Genomic DNA, 16633 nt, shown 5'->3' on the forward strand with positions numbered 1-16633 from the left:
ATCTTATCCGGTAATGTTGGTGGCACTCATGATCGTCCGTCCGTTGCGAACGACCCGGTAGGCCCCCGTTTGATTGTTCTTCAAAGTAAACGGCACGTTGATGGTCGTTTCCTGATTAATCGTAATGTCTTGATACTCCATCGTCAGGTTGTGGTTGGCGTCCCGAATATAAACCTGAACCCGGTTTTCCCGTTGGCCGCCATTACTGTCAAATGGAATGTTGATCTGAATGTTGGTAGTCTTCGTTTGGTTGCCGGAACTCGCAATCGTCACCGTCAGCGTATCACCATGGTTGAGGGTCAACCCGGCTTTCGGTGTTTGGCTAATGACGTGGTTCGTGGCCACCGTCTTGGACTTCTTCTGCTGGGTCGTCAGCTGCAGATTGTGCTTGTTGGCAAAGTCCTGAACAACGCTGATGTCCTGATTAGTAAAGTCAGGAATCTTGATGTTTTTCTTACCCGCACTGACCTCAAAGTCAATGATATCCTTGTGCGGCTTGGCAACGGTCCCCTGACGCAGATTTTGCTTCATGATCGTTCCCGCCGCTACCGTATCAGAATATGTCGTGTGGCGATTCACCGTAAAGCCCTTGCGCCGCAGCATCGCCGCAGTAGTTGCGTAGTCCTTGCCCACGTAATGTTTGAGCTTTAAGTGATCAACCCCGGCACTGACTTTTAAGTTAACGGCCGAATTCACCCGGGTTTTCTTTTTGGCGCCCGGGTCAGCACTGATGATGTGGTTCTTGGCTACGGTGTTGCTCGTAACCCGGGTAATATTGCCCACCCGCAAGTGCTCTTTCTTTAATTGCCGCGTAGCCTGAACTGGGGTCTGATTCGCGACGTTAGGCACAACCACCTGTCGCAAGAGGAACCACCAGCTGCAGCCGGCAATGATGGCAATACAAATTAAGATGCCGACCAGCATTAATTGGCGCCGCCACCGTCGCCACAAATTTGGCCGTGCCGGCTTTTTATTTTCACTACTGGCAGCCGTCGATGGTTGGCTGGCCTGGTGATGAGGCATCTTGCTCATCGGCAGGACCTTGGTCTCACCGTTGTCATCATGCTTGATTACCAGCAGGGGCTCGTTGGCCCGCGCCGGATCCAGGCTGGTCTTCAAGTCATTGGCCATGGCCATTGCACTGTCGTAGCGGTCAATTGGATTCTTAGCAGTTGCCCGAATCACCACGTTTTCCAGAGGCTGGGGAATCTTCGGATTGAACTGCCGAACAGAAGGAATCTCCTCGCGGAAGTGCTTGATTGCGATCGAAACCGCATTTTCACCCTCGAAGGGAACCCTTCCCGTCAGCAATTCGTAGAGGATAATTCCCAGCGAATAAATATCTGATTTTCTTGTTGCAATGCTCCCCCGCGCCTGTTCCGGCGCAAGGTAGTGCACTGAACCCATTAAGGTGTTGGTCTGTGTCAGCGAATTCTGGGAAACCGCAACGGCAATCCCAAAATCCGTTATTTTAATATTTTTATTCTCATCAATTAGGATATTTTGTGGCTTGAGATCCCGGTGAATGATGCCGTGGGCGTGGGCCGATTCAACTGCCGACAGCACCTGCTCCATAATATCCACTACCTGGGGCAGCGGGAGCGGGAAGTGTTCTTTAATATATTCCTTCAGGTCAGTCCCGCGGACGTACTGCATCACCATGTACTGCAGGCCATTATCCTCGCCCACGTCAAAAATACCGACGATGTGGGGATCATTGAGCTGGGTGGCAGCCATGGCCTCACGCCGGAAACGCCGCTTTGTATTGGGGTCGTCCCGCAGATCCAGGCGGAGAACTTTTACCGACACTTCGCGGTCAAGAACCGTATCGTAGGCCAGGTAAACATTCGCCATCCCCCCTTCACCAAGGGAACGAATAATCCTATATCGATGACCAATCACATCTCCAGGATTCATAAATCAACCCTCCTGGTCATCATCATTTTTACCGATTAGAACAGTGATATTATCGGGACCACCAGCCTCATTTGCCAATTCAACTAATTGGGTACACTTCGCCTTCAAAGAGATCTCTTGATCCAGAATCTTCACCATCGTACTCTTCTCAACCGTCTTAAAAAGGCCGTCCGAGCACATCAATAACTGGTCACCCGGGTTAAATTCAAACCGGTTAACCTCGATTCGGGCATCGGGAGAAATCCCTATTGCCCGGGTAATAATATTACTTTGGGGCAGCTTTAAGGCCTCGTCTTCCGTGATGTCACCGCTCTTTACCAATTCGTTTACCAGGGAATGGTCAATCGTCACCTGGGTCAGTGTATCCTGGTGTAAAAGATAGCCCCGACTGTCCCCGATGTTAGCAACCACCAGTGTTTTTTCAAAGGCAATCGCCGCCACCATTGTGGTTCCCATTCCTTGATAGATTAATTTTTCTTTTGATTTTTTTAGTATTTGATCATTAATTATCTGGACTTCCCGAGCAAACCACCGAATTGCTTCGAGCGGGTTCTCGGGACTGTCCATCTTAAAACGATGGCCGAGCCGCTTGACCGTCATTTCAGCGGCCACGTCACCACTGAGGTTGCCGCCAATGCCATCGGCGATCACCACTAATTGGTGACCATTCTTGTCGGTGTATTGGGCAACCCGGTCCTGGTTTTGCGACCGCCGCCGGCCAATATCTGATTGAAAGGCAATTTCCATGATTGTTTGTGATTCCCTTCTAGTTTTTTCGCCGGAGACTGCTAATGAAGAAGCCATCGGAAGAAAAATCGGATGGCAAAATCGTGAGGGTCGCTGACGCTCGATCATCCTTAACGCCCCGCGTCGTCTGGGTCCTGATTAATTCAAAGTTCGGGTGGGTTGCCAAGAACTGGCGAACCGTACCGTCGTTTTCCTGATCCAGAATTGTACACGTGCTGTACGTTATTATACCGCCTTTTTTGACCTTTGGGGCCACTGCCGCCAAAATTGCCACTTGAATTTTGTACAGCTGCTCACTGTCACCAGGCTGCTTGGTGTAGCGGATCTCTGGTTTGCGTCGCAGGAGACCAATCCCGCTGCAAGGTGCGTCGACCAAGATCTTATCAAAACTTTCATCGGCAAATTCATCCCCCACCTTGCGTGCATCTAGAGTGTGGGTCACCACCCGATCGGCCAGGTGCAGGCGCCGGGCGTTCTTCTCAATCAAGCGCGTCTTGTGCTGGTGAATGTCCAGGGCGTCCACCTGTCCCGACTGCAGACGGGCCGCAATCTGGACCGTCTTTCCCCCAGGCGCCGCGCAGGCATCGAGAACTCGATCGGTGGGTTGGACGTTCATGCTGTCCACGGCTAGCATCGCACTCTCGTCCTGAATGGTGATCGCCCCGGTGGCAAAAAGCGCGGTATCAATAACCTCTCCCTTAGTGATTACCAGGGCGTCTGGAGCCACCGTGCTCGACCGGTATTTGATTCCCGCCTGGTCCAAGGCCTGCTCGACACTAGCGAGATCGCTAACTGCCGGGTTGACCCGGATCGAAACGTGGGCCGGCTGGTTAATGGAAGCAAGGATGGCTTTTGTCTGTTCAGGGCCATACTGCTCACTGAGCTTAGCCACCAGCCACTGGGGAACGCTGTTTTCAATCGAGAGGCGCTCAAGCGGGTCCTTAATTTGATCAAAACTGACCAGGCCCTGGCGCAGGATGGCGTGGAGCACCCCGGTGACGAACTTGCGAATTCCGGGGTTGCCCCACTGCTTGGCCAGTTCAATGCTTTCGTTGGTCACCGCCCAGTCCGGCACCCGATCCAGGTAATGGTACTGATAGATCGACATCAACAGCAGCGTTTCGACCCAGGAATCCAGCTTGCGATGCACAAAGGGGGCCAGCCAGTACTTCAGGGTCAGTTGGTGTTGGAGCACCCCGTAGACGATGTTGGTGGCCAGGCGCCGATCACTGTCCTTCAGCTGCGTTTGGGAAAAAAGCTGGTTCAACTGGAGGTTTGAGTAGGCCCCGTTTTGGAAAACACGGTCCAGCGCCGTCAGGGCCACGCCCCGGGCCGAACTTAATTCTGGTTGCTTAGTCTTCTTCACTGACCGCTTGAACTCCCTTCTGCAAACCCTGGTGACCGTTTAGATAGGCGGTGATGTCCATCGCCTGCTTGCCGGCTGGCTTGAGCTTATTGATCTGGTAGGTAGTCCCCTGACCAGCTGCTAAAACCAGCTGGTGCTTCGTTGCCCGCACGACCTGGCCGGCTGGCAGGTCGGTGGTCTCAGCCAGCGGAGTAACGTCATAGATCTTGGTCCGCAGGCCGTCGAGGATCATGTTGCCCAGAGGCGCCGGCCGCAAGCCCCGGACCTTGTCATCGATCTGCTGAGCCGTCATCCGGTAGTCGATCCGTTCCTGCTCGCTGGAGATATTCGGCGAGAAGACCACCTTGTCCGGATCCTGGGCGACCGGATGGACGTCGCCAGCAATCAACTTCGGCAGGGTCTCTAACAGGAGATCCCGACCGAGGATGCTCAGCTTTTGAAACATTGTTCCGGCATCATCGTCTTTTTCGATCGGGATGGCCCGCTGCGCAATCACGTCGCCGGCATCCATCTTCTTGACCATGTACATGATCGAGACCCCGGTTTCAGCGTCCCCGTTGATAATTGAATACTGAATTGGTGCCCCACCCCGGTACTTAGGCAAGAGCGAACCGTGGACGTTGATCGCCGCAATCTTGGCCGCGGCCAGCAGCTTGGTCGGGAGAAATTGCCCATAGGCCGCCGTGATCATCAGGTCCGGTTGAAGTTCGATAATTTGTTCCATTTCGGGACTCTTGTTCAATTTGGCCGGCTGGAGCACTGGGATATCGTACTTGACGGCCAGCTGCTTGACCGGTGAAGCGTGGAGGACGTGCTTGCGGCCAATCCGGTGATCCGGCTGGGTCAAGACCGCCTGAACATCGTACTCCGGCGCATCAATCAGGCTCTGCAGAATCGGCACCGCAAAGTCCGGGGTTCCCATGAAGACAATTGAAGTTGACATTGATAACATCCTTTCGTTTACATAAAGTACTGGGGGTCCGGGTCGATGCTGACCTGGACGTCCTTAAATCCCTTCGCCTGGGTCTCCTGAAGAATTTGTTGGAGAGCCGGGTGCAAATGGGGATCTTGTTTATATTTAATGACAATTTGGTAATAATAGCGTCGTTTCATGCGAGCAATCGCCCGGGGCGTCGGTCCCAGGACGATCGTCGATGGCGTCAGCTTGGCGGCCAATTCCTGGCGAATGTGCGCCATCGCCCGGGCCGCGGCGGCCTCTTCAGGGTGGCTAGCCATCAGGCGGACCGTATAGTAGTAAGGCGGGTAACCAGCCTGGTGACGAAGATTCATCTCCTGACGGAAAAAGCGTTCGTAATCGTGGGTCTGGGTGTCTTTGATCGCATAGTGATCGGGGTTAAAGGTCTGGATAATCACCTGGCCCTGCTTATTGGCCCGGCCGGCCCGGCCACTGACCTGACTCAGCAGGTCAAAGGTGTGCTCGCTGGCCCGAAAGTCGGGCAAGCCCAGCCCGGTGTCGGCGTTTAACACCCCCACCAACGTGACGTTGGGGAAGTCCAGTCCCTTGGCGATCATCTGGGTGCCGAGGAGAATGTCAGCCTGCTGCTGGCCAAATTGGCGCAGCAGCTTTTCGTGCATCCCTTTGCGCCGGGTCGTGTCGACGTCCATTCGAATGATCCGCGCCTGGGGCAGCAGGCGGTTCAACTCCTGCTCGACCTTTTCCGTTCCGGTTCCGTAGTAGCGGATGTGCCGGCTGTGACAATTGGGACAAACCTGGGGGATCGGCTCTTCGTGGCCGCAGTAGTGGCACTTCATTGTCCTGGTATCCATGTGGAGGGTCAGCGAGATGTCACAGTTGGGACACTTTAAAACCGCCCCGCAATCACGGCACATCATGAAGGACGAAAAGCCCCGCCGATTGAGCATCAAGATGCTCTGTTCACGTCTTTGCAGCCGCAAATCAAGGGCCTGCAAAAGTGGCAGGGAGAAGTTGCTCTCCCCCCGCCGCTTGATTTCCGGTCGCATGTCGACCACCTTGATCGGCGGCAAGGGCTGCTGATTAACCCGGTGGGGCAGTCTGAGAAGCTGATAAACGCCCTTGAGCGCCCGCGCCCGGCTCTCCAAGCTGGGCGTGGCCGACCCCAGAATCAACGGGGCTTGATGGTAGTGCGATCGCCACTTGGCAACCTCGCGGGCATGGTAACGCGGCGCATCGTCCTGCTTGTAGCTGGTCTCGTGCTCCTCGTCCATGATAATGATCCCCAGATTTTGCAAGGGGGCAAAAACGGCCGAACGGGCGCCGACCACCACCTTGGCCTGGCCACGCTCAATCCGGCGCCATTCATCATACTGCTCACCATTGGACAGGCCGCTGTGGAGGACCGCCACCTGGGAGCCAAAGCGGCGCCGAACACGGTTGACAATCTGTGGCGTCAATGAGATTTCCGGTACCAGCATCAGAGCGGTCCGCCCCATCGCCAGTGCTTTTGCAATCGTTTGGAGGTAAACCTCAGTCTTCCCGCTGCCGGTGACTCCCTGCAGAAGGAAGGTCTGGGCACTCTGATCCTCGACGGCCTGGTTGATCCGCCTAACAGCTGCCTGCTGGTCCCGGTTTAAGTGCAGGGGAGTCTCCAGGTGGTCGTCGGCCACGGGCTGCTCATAGGGATTGCGGTAAACCTCAATCGGTACCTTCTTCAGCCAGCCCTTCTTGGCCCCCTGGTTGAAGGTCCCCGCCTTAAGTTGGGCGACGTGTTCGGCCGTCGTCTGCTTGACCTTCTTGCCCACGATGCTCTGCAGGTAGGAGAGCAGGCGGCTCTGGGCATGGGCGTTGGGATGCAGTGAAGTGCGGGCGTCCTCGAGTTGTTCGAACGTCAATAGTGGTGTGATGCCGGTCACCGTTTTGGCCCGGGCCCGGTTGGTCAGCCGATAGTCGATCACGACCCGTTTTTCCCGCTTTAGCTTCAACAGCTGGCTCATCTTGGCCGGATCATCCTGAAATTGGCTCAACTCACACTCGTCCTTGCCGCCAAAAAGATCAAACAGGGTCTGCTCGTCAACCTCATCGACGAGGCGGACAACCCGTTCGGCCTTGGACTTCAGCATGTTTGGCAGCATCGTGTAGAGACAGGAGATCCAAAAGGAATAGGTCGTGTCGGCCAGCCAAGAGCTGAGCTTGAGCAGCTCCGTGTTGACGACTGGTTGAACATCCATCACGGCACCGATTGGCTTCAGCTCTCCCTGGTAGTCCGCGTGATCCGTGAAGCCCACCACGAAGCCCTGGACCTGGCGGTGACCATTGCCAAAGGGCACGGCTACCCGCATCCCAACCTGGAGTTGGTGGGCAAGCTGCGGCGGAACCTCATACGTGTAGGGCTGGTTGGTCTGCATTGTCGGCACGTCAACGACCACCTGTGCTAGTTCCGCCATCTAATCACCTCACTTTATCCTCTCCGCAATTAATTTAATCAGTCGCTGGGCCACCGTTTCCTTGGTCAGCCGCGGCCAGGCTAAAGGTTCCTGACCAGCGCGCAGAATGGTAACCTGGTCCTGGTCGCTGCCAAAGGCACTATCCTTGCCGGCCACACTGTTGGCAACGATCATGTCGGCACCCTTCTTAGCCAGCTTGCGTTGTGCGTTTGCCAGCAAATCCTGCGTCTCGGCTGCAAAGCCAACTACCACCTGGTCCGGGCGCTTCGTTTGGGCCACGGTCTTTAAGATATCGACCGTCTCGGTCAGCTCAAGGGTCCAGTCCTGATGACCGGGCGTCTTCTTCACCTTTTGTTCGGCAATCTGCAGTGGCCGATAATCGGCCACCGCCGCGGCCATTACCAGGGCATCGGCGGTTGGGAAAGCCGCTTGGACTGCCTTCAGCATGTCACTCGTCGTAAGGGCAGGGACAACCGTAATGTTGGCCGCCACCGGCAAGTCAACACTGGCTTGCCCGACAATCAGGGTCACCTGAGCCCCGGACGCTGCTGCTGCACGGGCGATGGCGACCCCCATCTTACCGCTGGAACGGTTGCCAATGTAGCGCACCGGATCCAGCGGTTCTCGGGTACCCCCAGCGGTAACCACCAGGTGCTTGCCGGTTAACAATTGGTCCTGATTCAGGTGGTCCTGAACCGCATCGACAATTGCCGCTGGTTCCGGCAGACGGCCCTTCCCGGCGTAGCCCTCGGCCAGGCGACCAGTAACCGGTTCAACAATCGTTACACCGTCGCTTTTCAGCTGGTGCAAGTTCCGCTGGGTAGCCGGTGCCTGCCACATATGGCTGTTCATCGCCGGCACCACCATCTTCGGGGCGCTAGTAGCTAGCAGAGTCGTTGAGGCGGCATCATCGGCCAGACCGTTGGCCATCTTAGCCAGCAGGTCGGCAGAGGCCGGCACCACCACGGCCAGCTCCGTCCAATCGGCGAGCTCGATGTGGGGAATCGGCTGCGTTTGGTTTTGCCACAGATCGGTCAGCACCGGGTACTTGGTCAAAGCGGCTAAAGTAGCCGGACCGATCAGCTGGGTGGCCCCCTTCGTCATCACGACCCGGACCGTGTGTCCCCGCTTCTGCAGGCCCCGTACAACCTCGACTCCCTTGTAGGCAGCAATGCTTCCCGAAATGTATACCGTAATCTTTGCCATCATGTCACCCCGTTTAATTTTCTACCCATTGATTATATCATCAAATGGCACTAAAAAAGAGGATTGCCCCCGGCTAGCAACCGGGAACAGTCCCCATAAAATCACGTCGATGCTCGTTAATCTTGCAAATCTTCCGTCTGGTCTGGATCGATCGTGACCTTGCCGGCCAGGATTTCTTCCAGGGCCTTCCCGACGGACTTGCTGGATTCGTAATGATCAAGCAACGGGGCGGAACCAGTGTCCAGTTCGTGGGCCCGCTTGCTTGCCAACATCACCAGCGAGTAACGAGAATCGATCCGCTTCAATAATTCGTCAACTGATGGATAAAGAATCATTTTCTAGTGTCTCCTAACATTTCAAGATACCGTGGCATTACCCGGGTAACCCGCAGCCGTTCCGTCCGAATAATGTCCTTGATTTTTTCAACTGCCCGCGGAAGCTCGTCATTTACAACCGCATAGTCGTAATTCTGCATCATCTGGATCTCGCCAAAGGCCTTGTGAATCCGCTTGTTGATGACGTCCATGCTGTCGGTTCCCCGGTTGATCAGCCGGTGCTTCAATTCGTCCAGGTCAGGTGGCGTCAGGAAAATAAAGACCCCGTCCGGAACCTTAGAACGAACCTGCATGGCACCGTTGACTTCAATCTCCAGGAAGACGTCCTTCCCGGAATCCAACGTCTCATTAACATATTTTAATGGGGTACCATAATAGTTGTCAACATACTTCGCGTATTCCAGCATCCCACCGGTTTGGATCTCGTGTTCGAACTGCTCCTTGGTAACGAAGTAGTAGTCAACCCCGTTTACTTCACCCGGACGCGGCTTGCGTGTCGTCATCGATACCGAGTACTGAAAGTCATTGTCTTTTGAATCAAAAATTGCCTTGCGGACGGTCCCCTTACCAACACCGGACGGGCCCGAAAGGACAATTAACATACCACGATTTGCCATTAGATTGCTCCCTCATCGAAAAATTAACGTATTAGTAACTATAATGCACTAAAAGGCCCGATAAATCAACCGACCAACCGCGAATCATTAAAATTCAATCTTGGTCCTTGCAATTCTGAACGGATGTTCGTATACTATAAGCACAAACAAACGTTCGGAGGCATTCGCACGATGCAACAATTTAACCAACCTACTCTTATTAAAAAGGCCCCACAGCTCCTTAACCAGACCATTCATCGTCTGTTCGATGACGAGGCACCCACCCGTCAGGTTCAGCTCCTTTTCCCCCAGCCCAAGAGTCAGCGGCGCCTCTTCCTCGACCGGGTTATTCGCGACCAGTGGACCGTCTTCTTTCAATTAATGCCGAAGACCGCGGAGGGTTATCCGGTCAATGTCTACGGCCGTGCCAAGCAGCTATCAGCCGACCGCTTTCTGATTTCCAGCAAAAACACCGTCTACGTGGTCACGTTCGATCAAATTCGCTATATCGCCAACCTCTAAACAATCGCAACGTGCCAGCCGAAATTTAAAAGGCGTTTATCCAATTAAAGGATAAGCGTCTTTTTTACTTTAATTCGTTTGTGAATGGGCCATCTCCAGCAGTTCCTGGGCGTGTTCCCGAGTCAGCTGGGTAACCTTCTCTCCCGAAAGCATTCGGGCCAGTTCATCAACCCGCTGCCCTTCATTCAGGATCGTTACCCTAGTCGTCGTCCGGTTGTCATGGACGGTCTTTTTGATCAGGAAGTGGTGCTGGGCCACCGCCGCTACTTGCGGCAAGTGGGTGATGCACAGCACCTGGGAGTGGGCAGCAATCACCTTGATCTTATCGGCAATTGCTTGGGCCACCCGACCACTAACCCCGGTGTCAACCTCATCGAAGATAATGCTGGTCACGCCCTCGTTTTGGGCAAAGATCGTCTTGAGGGCCAGCATGATCCGCGAGAGTTCCCCACCGGAAGCAATCTTGGCCAGCGGCCCCATGTTTTCACCCGGGTTAGTCCGGATGTAGAATTCCACCTCATCAATCCCCGTCGGCGTAAATTGATCGGCCGGGTGATTAGCAAAGTGAACCTCAAAATCCGCCTTGGACATATACAATTCCTGAAGCTGCTGGTGAACCCGCTTGGCCAGTTCGTGGGCGGCGTGCTGACGCACCTGGCTCAGCTGCTTGCCGAGCTGCTTGAGAGCAGTTGCCGAGGCAGTCAGCCGGGCTTCTAAGTCAGAGTTGTCGTCCGCGGCCGTCTCCATCGAGTCCAGCTCGCGTTTGATCTTGGCATAGTAGTTCAAGACATCCTTCACCGTGTCACCGTACTTATGCTCCAGGTCGCCAATCGTTGTCAGGCGCTGATCAATCTCCGCCAAGCGTCCATCATCAAATTCCAAAAGGTCAAGCTGGGAGCCGGCCTCATTGGCCACGTCCTGGAGAGCATAATAGGCGTCATTGAGCGACTTGCTGAGCTGGTCGTAGGCATCGTCAAAGTCGGCAATGCCGTTGATAGCGTCCATGACCGTCGCGATCTGGTCCAGCACCGAAGCCTCCCCCTCGTTGAAGGTGGCAACCGCCTGTTGGAGCGCGTTGTTGATCTGCTGGAAGTGCTCCAGCCGGTCACGTTCGCTGGTCAACTCGTCCTCTTCGTTGGGCTTCAGGTTGGCCGCCTCAATCTCCTTGACCTGATAGCGCAGCATGTCGAGGCGCTGCGCCCACTGCTGCTCGTTGGCCTGCTTCTTGTTGACGGCCGCTTTAAGCTTGACATAGTCCTGGTAGTGGGATTGGTATTTCTCCAAAAGGGGCGTCACCGCGTCCGCGGCAAACTGATCCAGCATCCCCAGGTGCGTTTCTGGCTGCATCAGCCGCTGATGTTCGTTTTGTCCCTGAATATCGACCAGATGAGCGCCAATCCTGCGCAGCATGGTGGTGTTGATCAATTCACCGTTGACCCGGATCGTATTCCGCCCGTTGCGGTGAATCTCCCGGGAAATGATCAGAGTACCATCTTCATGGTCAATCCCCAGTTCATCGAGAAGCCGGTCAAAGCTTGGGTCATTGGGGATGGCAAACTGCCCTTGCACGTTGAGTTTGTCCTCACCCCGGCGAATGTATTCTTGCGAGCCTCGACCACCGGCGAGGAGCCCGACCGCGTCAATGATGATTGACTTTCCGGCCCCAGTTTCCCCGGTGAGAACCGTCATTTGGTCGGCAAACTCCAGGGTCAGGTGTTTGATGATTGCTAAATTATCAATTGTTAATTCCTGAAGCACGTGCTCACCCTACCTTATTGATTGGCCAATTCCTTCAGCTGCCGACAGAGTTCCTTGGCAGCTGCCGCGGAAACGCAGACAATCAAAACGCTGGCGTCATCACCAATTGTCGTAAAGATCGTCGGGTAATTGACCCGCCGTAATAAGACCGCCACCACGGGCCCATTCCCCGGATGAACCGTCATGGCGATGAAACGATCGCTGACCTTTAATTGCTCCAGACTATCTTGAAGCACGTCCATCAGCTGCATCTCATCACTCTGCCGATGGTAGGCCGGCAAATCATAGCGGTAGCCACCATCCTCGGCGGGAATTTTTACCAGCTGCATTTCCTTAATATCGCGGGAAATTGTCGCCTGCGTCACCCGCAGGCCCAATTCATTCAGGCGCTTAACCAGATCTTCCTGCCGCTCAATGCTCTCGCTGGTAATGATCTCCTTGATTTTTTGCTGACGCTCAGCCTTTTTCATAAATATCCCTACTTTTCCTTTTGATTTAAATCGGCATCCGCCGCGGCCAGGACCTGGTCAATGTCAACGGACGAAGCCGTCGTCCCCGGTCGGTCCGCGAGCTTAAGGTGAACCAAAAATTCGATATTTCCCTGACCACCCTTGATCGGTGAGTAGTCCAGACCTAAGACATCGAAATGATCCTCGTTGGCAAAGTGGAGGACCTCCTCCAGGACTGCCCGGTGAACGTTGTGGTCCCGGACAATTCCGTGCTTGCCGACGTGTTCCTTACCCGCCTCAAACTGGGGCTTGATTAGGGCCACGACCTCGCCGCCCACCGGCAAAATTTGTGCCAGCGGTGGCAAGATTAGGCGTAGTGAAATGAAGGAAACGTCGATCGAGGCAAACTCGGGCTGACCGTGGGTGAAGTCTTCCAACTTGCTGTAACGGAAGTTGGTTTGCTCCATGACCACCACCCGTGGATCCTCGCGCAGCTGCCAAACCAGTTGATTAGTCCCCACGTCCAGGGCATAGCTCAGCTTGGCCCCGTTTTGCAGCATCACGTCGGTAAAGCCACCAGTTGAAGAGCCAATGTCTAAGACCGTCTTGTCCTTGACACTGATGTCAAAAACCTTTAAGGCCTTGGCCAGCTTTAAGCCTCCCCGACTGACGTAGGGCATCTTGTGCCCCTTCATGTGGAGGGTGGTGGTTACCGGGATCTTTTGGCCGGGCTTATCAAGCCGTTCGTTGTTCTTGCCCAGGATCTCGCCGGCCATCACTGACCGCTTTGCCTGTTCGCGGGAATCAAATAATCCCTGTCTTACTAATAAAACGTCTACTCGTTCTTTTTCCATCCTTAATTCCTTTACAACTTAAAATATGCGAGAAACTGATCGTACCCGGCAAATGACTTTCCAGTCAACTCACTCAGGTTTTGTTGTGTCCGCCGAGCCTTGTCCAGAGCGAGCTGGAGCTGTTGCTTTGCTCCCGCAACCCCCAGCAAGCCCGGGTAGGTGTTCTTGTGCTCACCGGCATCCTTGTGAACGTGCTTGCCCATTTGCTCCGTGGTTCCCAGGACGTCCATCAAATCATCATAGATTTGAAAGGCCAAGCCAAACTGGGCCCCAAAATCGGCCAGAGCAGCCTTGATGGGTTGCGATTGCTCCGTAATGATCCCCCCGGCCAAAACGGCATAGCGCAGCAGGGCGCCGGTCTTTTGGCGGTGCAGGTAGCGCAACTGGTCCAGGTTTAGGCTTTGGTGTTCCCCTTCGATGTCCCGCGCCTGACCGGCCACCATCCCGGCGGGGCCGGCCGCTTGGGCAAGGGCCAGGGTTAGTTCGGCCCGCACGGCGGATGATAAGTGATTATCGCTCACCCACTGGAAGGCCAGGGTCAATAGACCATCGCCGGCTAGGGTCGCCATCCCAGCACCGAACTTGCAGTGGTTGGTTGGCTTTCCCCGACGCAAGTCGTCGTTGTCCATCGCCGGCAGGTCATCGTGGATCAGCGAGTAGGTGTGCAACAGCTCCAAGGCCGTGGCGGCGTGCATGACATCTCCGTCCACTTCGCCGCCCAGCATTTGAACAGTGGCCAAGGTCAGGGCCGGACGCAGCCGTTTGCCACCCGACATCAGCGAATAGTTCATCGATTCGTAAAGCGTCTGTTGATCAACGTCGGCTTTTAGGTGCGCGGCAAGATAATCATCAATCTGTTTTTTCAATTCCGCAAGCGAAGCGACCATCTATCTTACCCCTTTACCGAATCGCCGCTGCCAAAGCCACGGTTGCCACCACCATTGTTGCTCGGGTCGTCGGTGTTATTTTCATAAACCCGCTCGTTGCCAGCATCATCGATCAGATGTCCCAGCGTCTTCTCAGCACTGGTCAGCTTGTTTTGTAGGGACTTCGCGAGTTTAATCCCCGTCTGAAACTGTTCCAAGGCCTCCTCTAGGGGAGTATTGCCTTGTTCCAATTGGTTAACGATTTGCTGCAGCTGGGCAAGCTGTTCCTCAAAGCTTGGTTCTTTTGTTGCCATAGTTAGTTAATTCTCCTTGATCTTCGTAATCTCTGCGTCCGCCTGGCCATCGGCGAAATGCAGCTGAACGTGCTGACCGGCCGTCAATTGCTTGGCTTGGCTGACTACCCGCTGGTCCTTGGTCACGTACGAATAGCCGCGCCCCATGATTTTCAACGGGCTTAGCGAATCCAGCTGCCGGATCAGGCTTTGCACCTGTTCCTGGCGGCGCTGGTAATTGTTCACCATCCCGGTCTGCAGCTGCCTGTGTAATTGGGAGACGAGCTGTTGGTCCTGTTTAACCCGGTGCAGGGGTGACTGGTTCATTAATTGGCCCGTCACCGCCTGGACCTGGTTGTGCAATCTCAGGAAGGTCTGCTGTTCCAGCTGGACTAATTGTTGGCTTAGCTGATCGACCTTCTGGGTATAGTTTTCGTATAAGCGCTGCGGCTGCTGGAAGATATAGCTCTGGGTTTGCTTGGCCAGTTCCTTTTTAGCAAATTCAATCCGGTTGCGCATGGCGTTGGCTAACCGCCGCTGACTGTCCTGAATGGCCAGCAGGGTGTCGGTCAAAACCGGGGTGGCCAGCTCGGCCGCCGCGGTCGGCGTGGCGGCCCGACGATCGGCCACCAAGTCGGCGATCGTCGTGTCGGTTTCGTGGCCGACCGAGGAAATCACCGGAATCTTGCTGTTGGCGATGGCACGGGCAACGATCTCCTCGTTGAATGGCCAAAGATCCTCAATTGAACCCCCGCCCCGGCCGATGATCAGGGTGTCAAAGTCGCCCCGCTCATTGGCCCGATTAATCTGGCGGGCAATATCGGCGGCGGCCTTTTCCCCCTGAACGACCGTCGGGTAGAGGACCACCTGGGCGATCGGGTAACGCCGGCGCACAGTGGTGTTGATGTCGCGAATCACGGCCCCGTCAAGGCTGGTTACCACGGCAATCCGTTTTGGAAAAAGCGGCAGCGGCTTCTTAGGCAGGTTAAAAAGCCCCTCCTGCTGGAGCTTCTTCTTCAATTGCTCAAAGGCAACGTACAGCGAGCCAACCCCGTCTGGTTCCATCTGGTCGATGTAGATCTGGTAACGGCCGCTGCGCTCGTACAGACCGACGTGGCCGACCACCAGCAGCTTCATCCCCTCCTCAGGACGAAACTTGACCTGGCGAAACTCACGTTCAAACATCACCGCGTCGATCACGGCATGATCGTCCTTCAAGCTGAAGTACTGATGCCGTTGGCGCAAGCGAAAGTTCGAAAGCTCACCGGTCAGGTAGACGGTCCGCAGGTAGGGATCCCGGTCAAACTTCAGCTTCAAATACTTTGTCAGCTGACTGACCGTCAGGTACTTGCTCCTATCCATTATGCCGCCACTCTGCCATGTCGACGGTTTGCTGCATCAGGCTAGCGATGGTCATTGGGCCAACACCACCGGGAACGGGCGTGATCAGTTTGGCAACCTTGCTGACATTCTCAAAGTCCACATCCCCAGTAAGCTTACCAGATGCCAACCGGTTGATGCCAACATCAATTACCACAGCGCCTTCCTTAACGTCCTCTTCCTTGATCAAGTGCGGGGAGCCCGCAGCAACGATCAGGATATCGGCCTGGCGGGTAATGGCCGGCAGATCAACGGTGTGGATGCTGGTCAGGCAGGTCGTGGCATTGGCATTGTTGAGGAGGGCGGCCATTGGCTTGCCGACCAGGATGCTCCGGCCAACGATGACGGCGTTCTTCCCTTCGAGATCAACATTATAGCGATCAAACATGGTCATGATGCCCCGCGGGGTGCAGGCCACCGGGTAATGACCTGGCTGATTGGCGTACAGCTTACCGAGGTTTAACGGATGCAAGCCGTCCACGTCCTTGTCGGGACGGATGGCGTTGGTGATTGCCAACCCGTCCAACTGGTCCGGCAGTGGTTCCTGAACCAGGATGCCATCGATTGAATCATCCGCATTGTACTGCTCGACGGCGGCCATCACCGTCGCCTGGTCGACGTCAGCGGGGAACTTCTTCAGGATCGACTTAAAGCCGAGCTTGGTTGCCTTGCGGTGCTTGTTGCGGGTGTAAATCTCACTCGCCGGGTCGTCGCCCACGAGGATCACCACGATTCCAGGCTGAATCCCCTGTTCGCGCAGCTTATCAACCCGCTGCTTGGTTTCCTGATTAACATCCTTTGCTAACTGTCTTCCGTCAATAATCTCTGCCATTATAGATCCTCCTCGTATTCTATAAATATATCCTTTCGGATTTTGCTACTATACAACTTGTTTTCTGGTCACCGCATGATAACCTCTAATTATCATTGGCTTTGGTCAACTGGTATAGGTTAAATTCT

Annotated in this window: 16 protein-coding genes; 1 reads left to right on the top strand and 15 read right to left on the bottom strand. The window is 54.9% G+C overall.

The genetic code is table 11. The features are described from left to right. Positions 1-3 precede the first annotated feature (3 nt). The 8 genes from pknB to gmk all read right to left on the bottom strand — a co-directional run bounded on the left by pknB (position 4) and on the right by gmk (position 9572). The gene (gene pknB, locus OCT58_RS04665; protein ID WP_267201721.1) at positions 4-1917 is read right to left on the bottom strand and encodes a Stk1 family PASTA domain-containing Ser/Thr kinase; all 1914 of its coding nucleotides are present in this window, start codon (positions 1915-1917) and stop codon (positions 4-6) included. Between the two features lie 3 nt (positions 1918-1920). Further along, entirely contained in the window at positions 1921-2664 is a 744-nt protein-coding gene (locus tag OCT58_RS04670) for a Stp1/IreP family PP2C-type Ser/Thr phosphatase (protein WP_267201722.1), read from the bottom strand. A 19-nt stretch (positions 2665-2683) separates the two neighbouring features. Continuing rightward, positions 2684-4030: a 16S rRNA (cytosine(967)-C(5))-methyltransferase RsmB gene (gene rsmB / locus OCT58_RS04675; protein WP_267201723.1), complete on the bottom strand. Its 1347-nt coding sequence runs from the start codon at positions 4028-4030 to the stop codon at positions 2684-2686. Further along, positions 4017-4973, bottom strand: coding sequence for a methionyl-tRNA formyltransferase (fmt, locus tag OCT58_RS04680; RefSeq protein WP_267201724.1), 957 nt, complete (start codon positions 4971-4973; stop codon positions 4017-4019). Before fmt ends, rsmB begins: the two co-directional genes overlap by 14 nt. A 17-nt stretch (positions 4974-4990) precedes the next feature. After that, positions 4991-7414 carry a primosomal protein N' gene (gene priA / locus OCT58_RS04685; protein WP_267201725.1) on the bottom strand — a complete coding sequence of 808 codons (2424 nt, stop codon included), beginning with the start codon at positions 7412-7414 and terminating at the stop codon, positions 4991-4993. 9 nt (positions 7415-7423) lie between these two features. Further along, a complete protein-coding gene (gene coaBC / locus OCT58_RS04690; protein WP_267201727.1) occupies positions 7424-8620 on the bottom strand; it encodes a bifunctional phosphopantothenoylcysteine decarboxylase/phosphopantothenate--cysteine ligase CoaBC in 1197 nt (398 codons plus the stop codon). 116 nt (positions 8621-8736) lie between these two features. Continuing rightward, a complete protein-coding gene (gene rpoZ / locus OCT58_RS04695) occupies positions 8737-8955 on the bottom strand; it encodes a DNA-directed RNA polymerase subunit omega (RefSeq protein ID WP_267201728.1) in 219 nt (72 codons plus the stop codon). Beyond that, positions 8952-9572 (bottom strand): guanylate kinase, encoded by a 621-nt coding sequence (gene gmk, locus OCT58_RS04700; RefSeq protein ID WP_267201729.1) that lies wholly within the window; start codon positions 9570-9572, stop codon positions 8952-8954. The genes rpoZ and gmk overlap by 4 nt, the downstream gene beginning before the upstream one ends. Before the next feature lie 171 nt (positions 9573-9743). Between gmk and OCT58_RS04705 the strand changes: the two genes are divergently transcribed. Further along, positions 9744-10073: a hypothetical protein gene (locus tag OCT58_RS04705; RefSeq protein WP_267201730.1), complete on the top strand. Its 330-nt coding sequence runs from the start codon at positions 9744-9746 to the stop codon at positions 10071-10073. Positions 10074-10142: 69 nt separating this feature from the next. Here OCT58_RS04705 and recN read toward each other — a convergent pair whose 3' ends face one another. Genes recN through folD form a run of 7 tightly spaced genes read right to left on the bottom strand, consistent with a single transcriptional unit; the run spans position 10143 to position 16505 of the window. Then, complete coding sequence (gene recN / locus OCT58_RS04710) at positions 10143-11831, bottom strand: DNA repair protein RecN (protein WP_267201731.1); 1689 nt, start codon at positions 11829-11831, stop codon at positions 10143-10145. Between the two features lie 14 nt (positions 11832-11845). Next, positions 11846-12301 carry an arginine repressor gene (locus tag OCT58_RS04715; protein WP_267201732.1) on the bottom strand — a complete coding sequence of 152 codons (456 nt, stop codon included), beginning with the start codon at positions 12299-12301 and terminating at the stop codon, positions 11846-11848. Between the two features lie 8 nt (positions 12302-12309). Beyond that, on the bottom strand, positions 12310-13134 hold the full coding sequence (locus OCT58_RS04720; RefSeq protein WP_267201733.1) for a TlyA family RNA methyltransferase: 825 nt from the start codon (positions 13132-13134) through the stop codon (positions 12310-12312). Between the two features lie 11 nt (positions 13135-13145). Further along, the gene (locus OCT58_RS04725) at positions 13146-14021 is read right to left on the bottom strand and encodes a polyprenyl synthetase family protein (RefSeq protein WP_267201734.1); all 876 of its coding nucleotides are present in this window, start codon (positions 14019-14021) and stop codon (positions 13146-13148) included. Positions 14022-14026: 5 nt separating this feature from the next. Continuing rightward, a complete protein-coding gene (locus tag OCT58_RS04730) occupies positions 14027-14314 on the bottom strand; it encodes an exodeoxyribonuclease VII small subunit (protein WP_267201735.1) in 288 nt (95 codons plus the stop codon). A gap of 6 nt (positions 14315-14320) precedes the next feature. Beyond that, positions 14321-15655 (bottom strand): exodeoxyribonuclease VII large subunit, encoded by a 1335-nt coding sequence (gene xseA / locus OCT58_RS04735; RefSeq protein WP_267201736.1) that lies wholly within the window; start codon positions 15653-15655, stop codon positions 14321-14323. Continuing rightward, a complete protein-coding gene (folD, locus tag OCT58_RS04740; RefSeq protein WP_267201737.1) occupies positions 15648-16505 on the bottom strand; it encodes a bifunctional methylenetetrahydrofolate dehydrogenase/methenyltetrahydrofolate cyclohydrolase FolD in 858 nt (285 codons plus the stop codon). Before folD ends, xseA begins: the two co-directional genes overlap by 8 nt. Positions 16506-16633 lie beyond the last annotated feature (128 nt).

It is taken from the genome of Limosilactobacillus kribbianus, assembly GCF_026413145.1.
Lineage (GTDB): Bacteria > Bacillota > Bacilli > Lactobacillales > Lactobacillaceae > Limosilactobacillus > Limosilactobacillus kribbianus.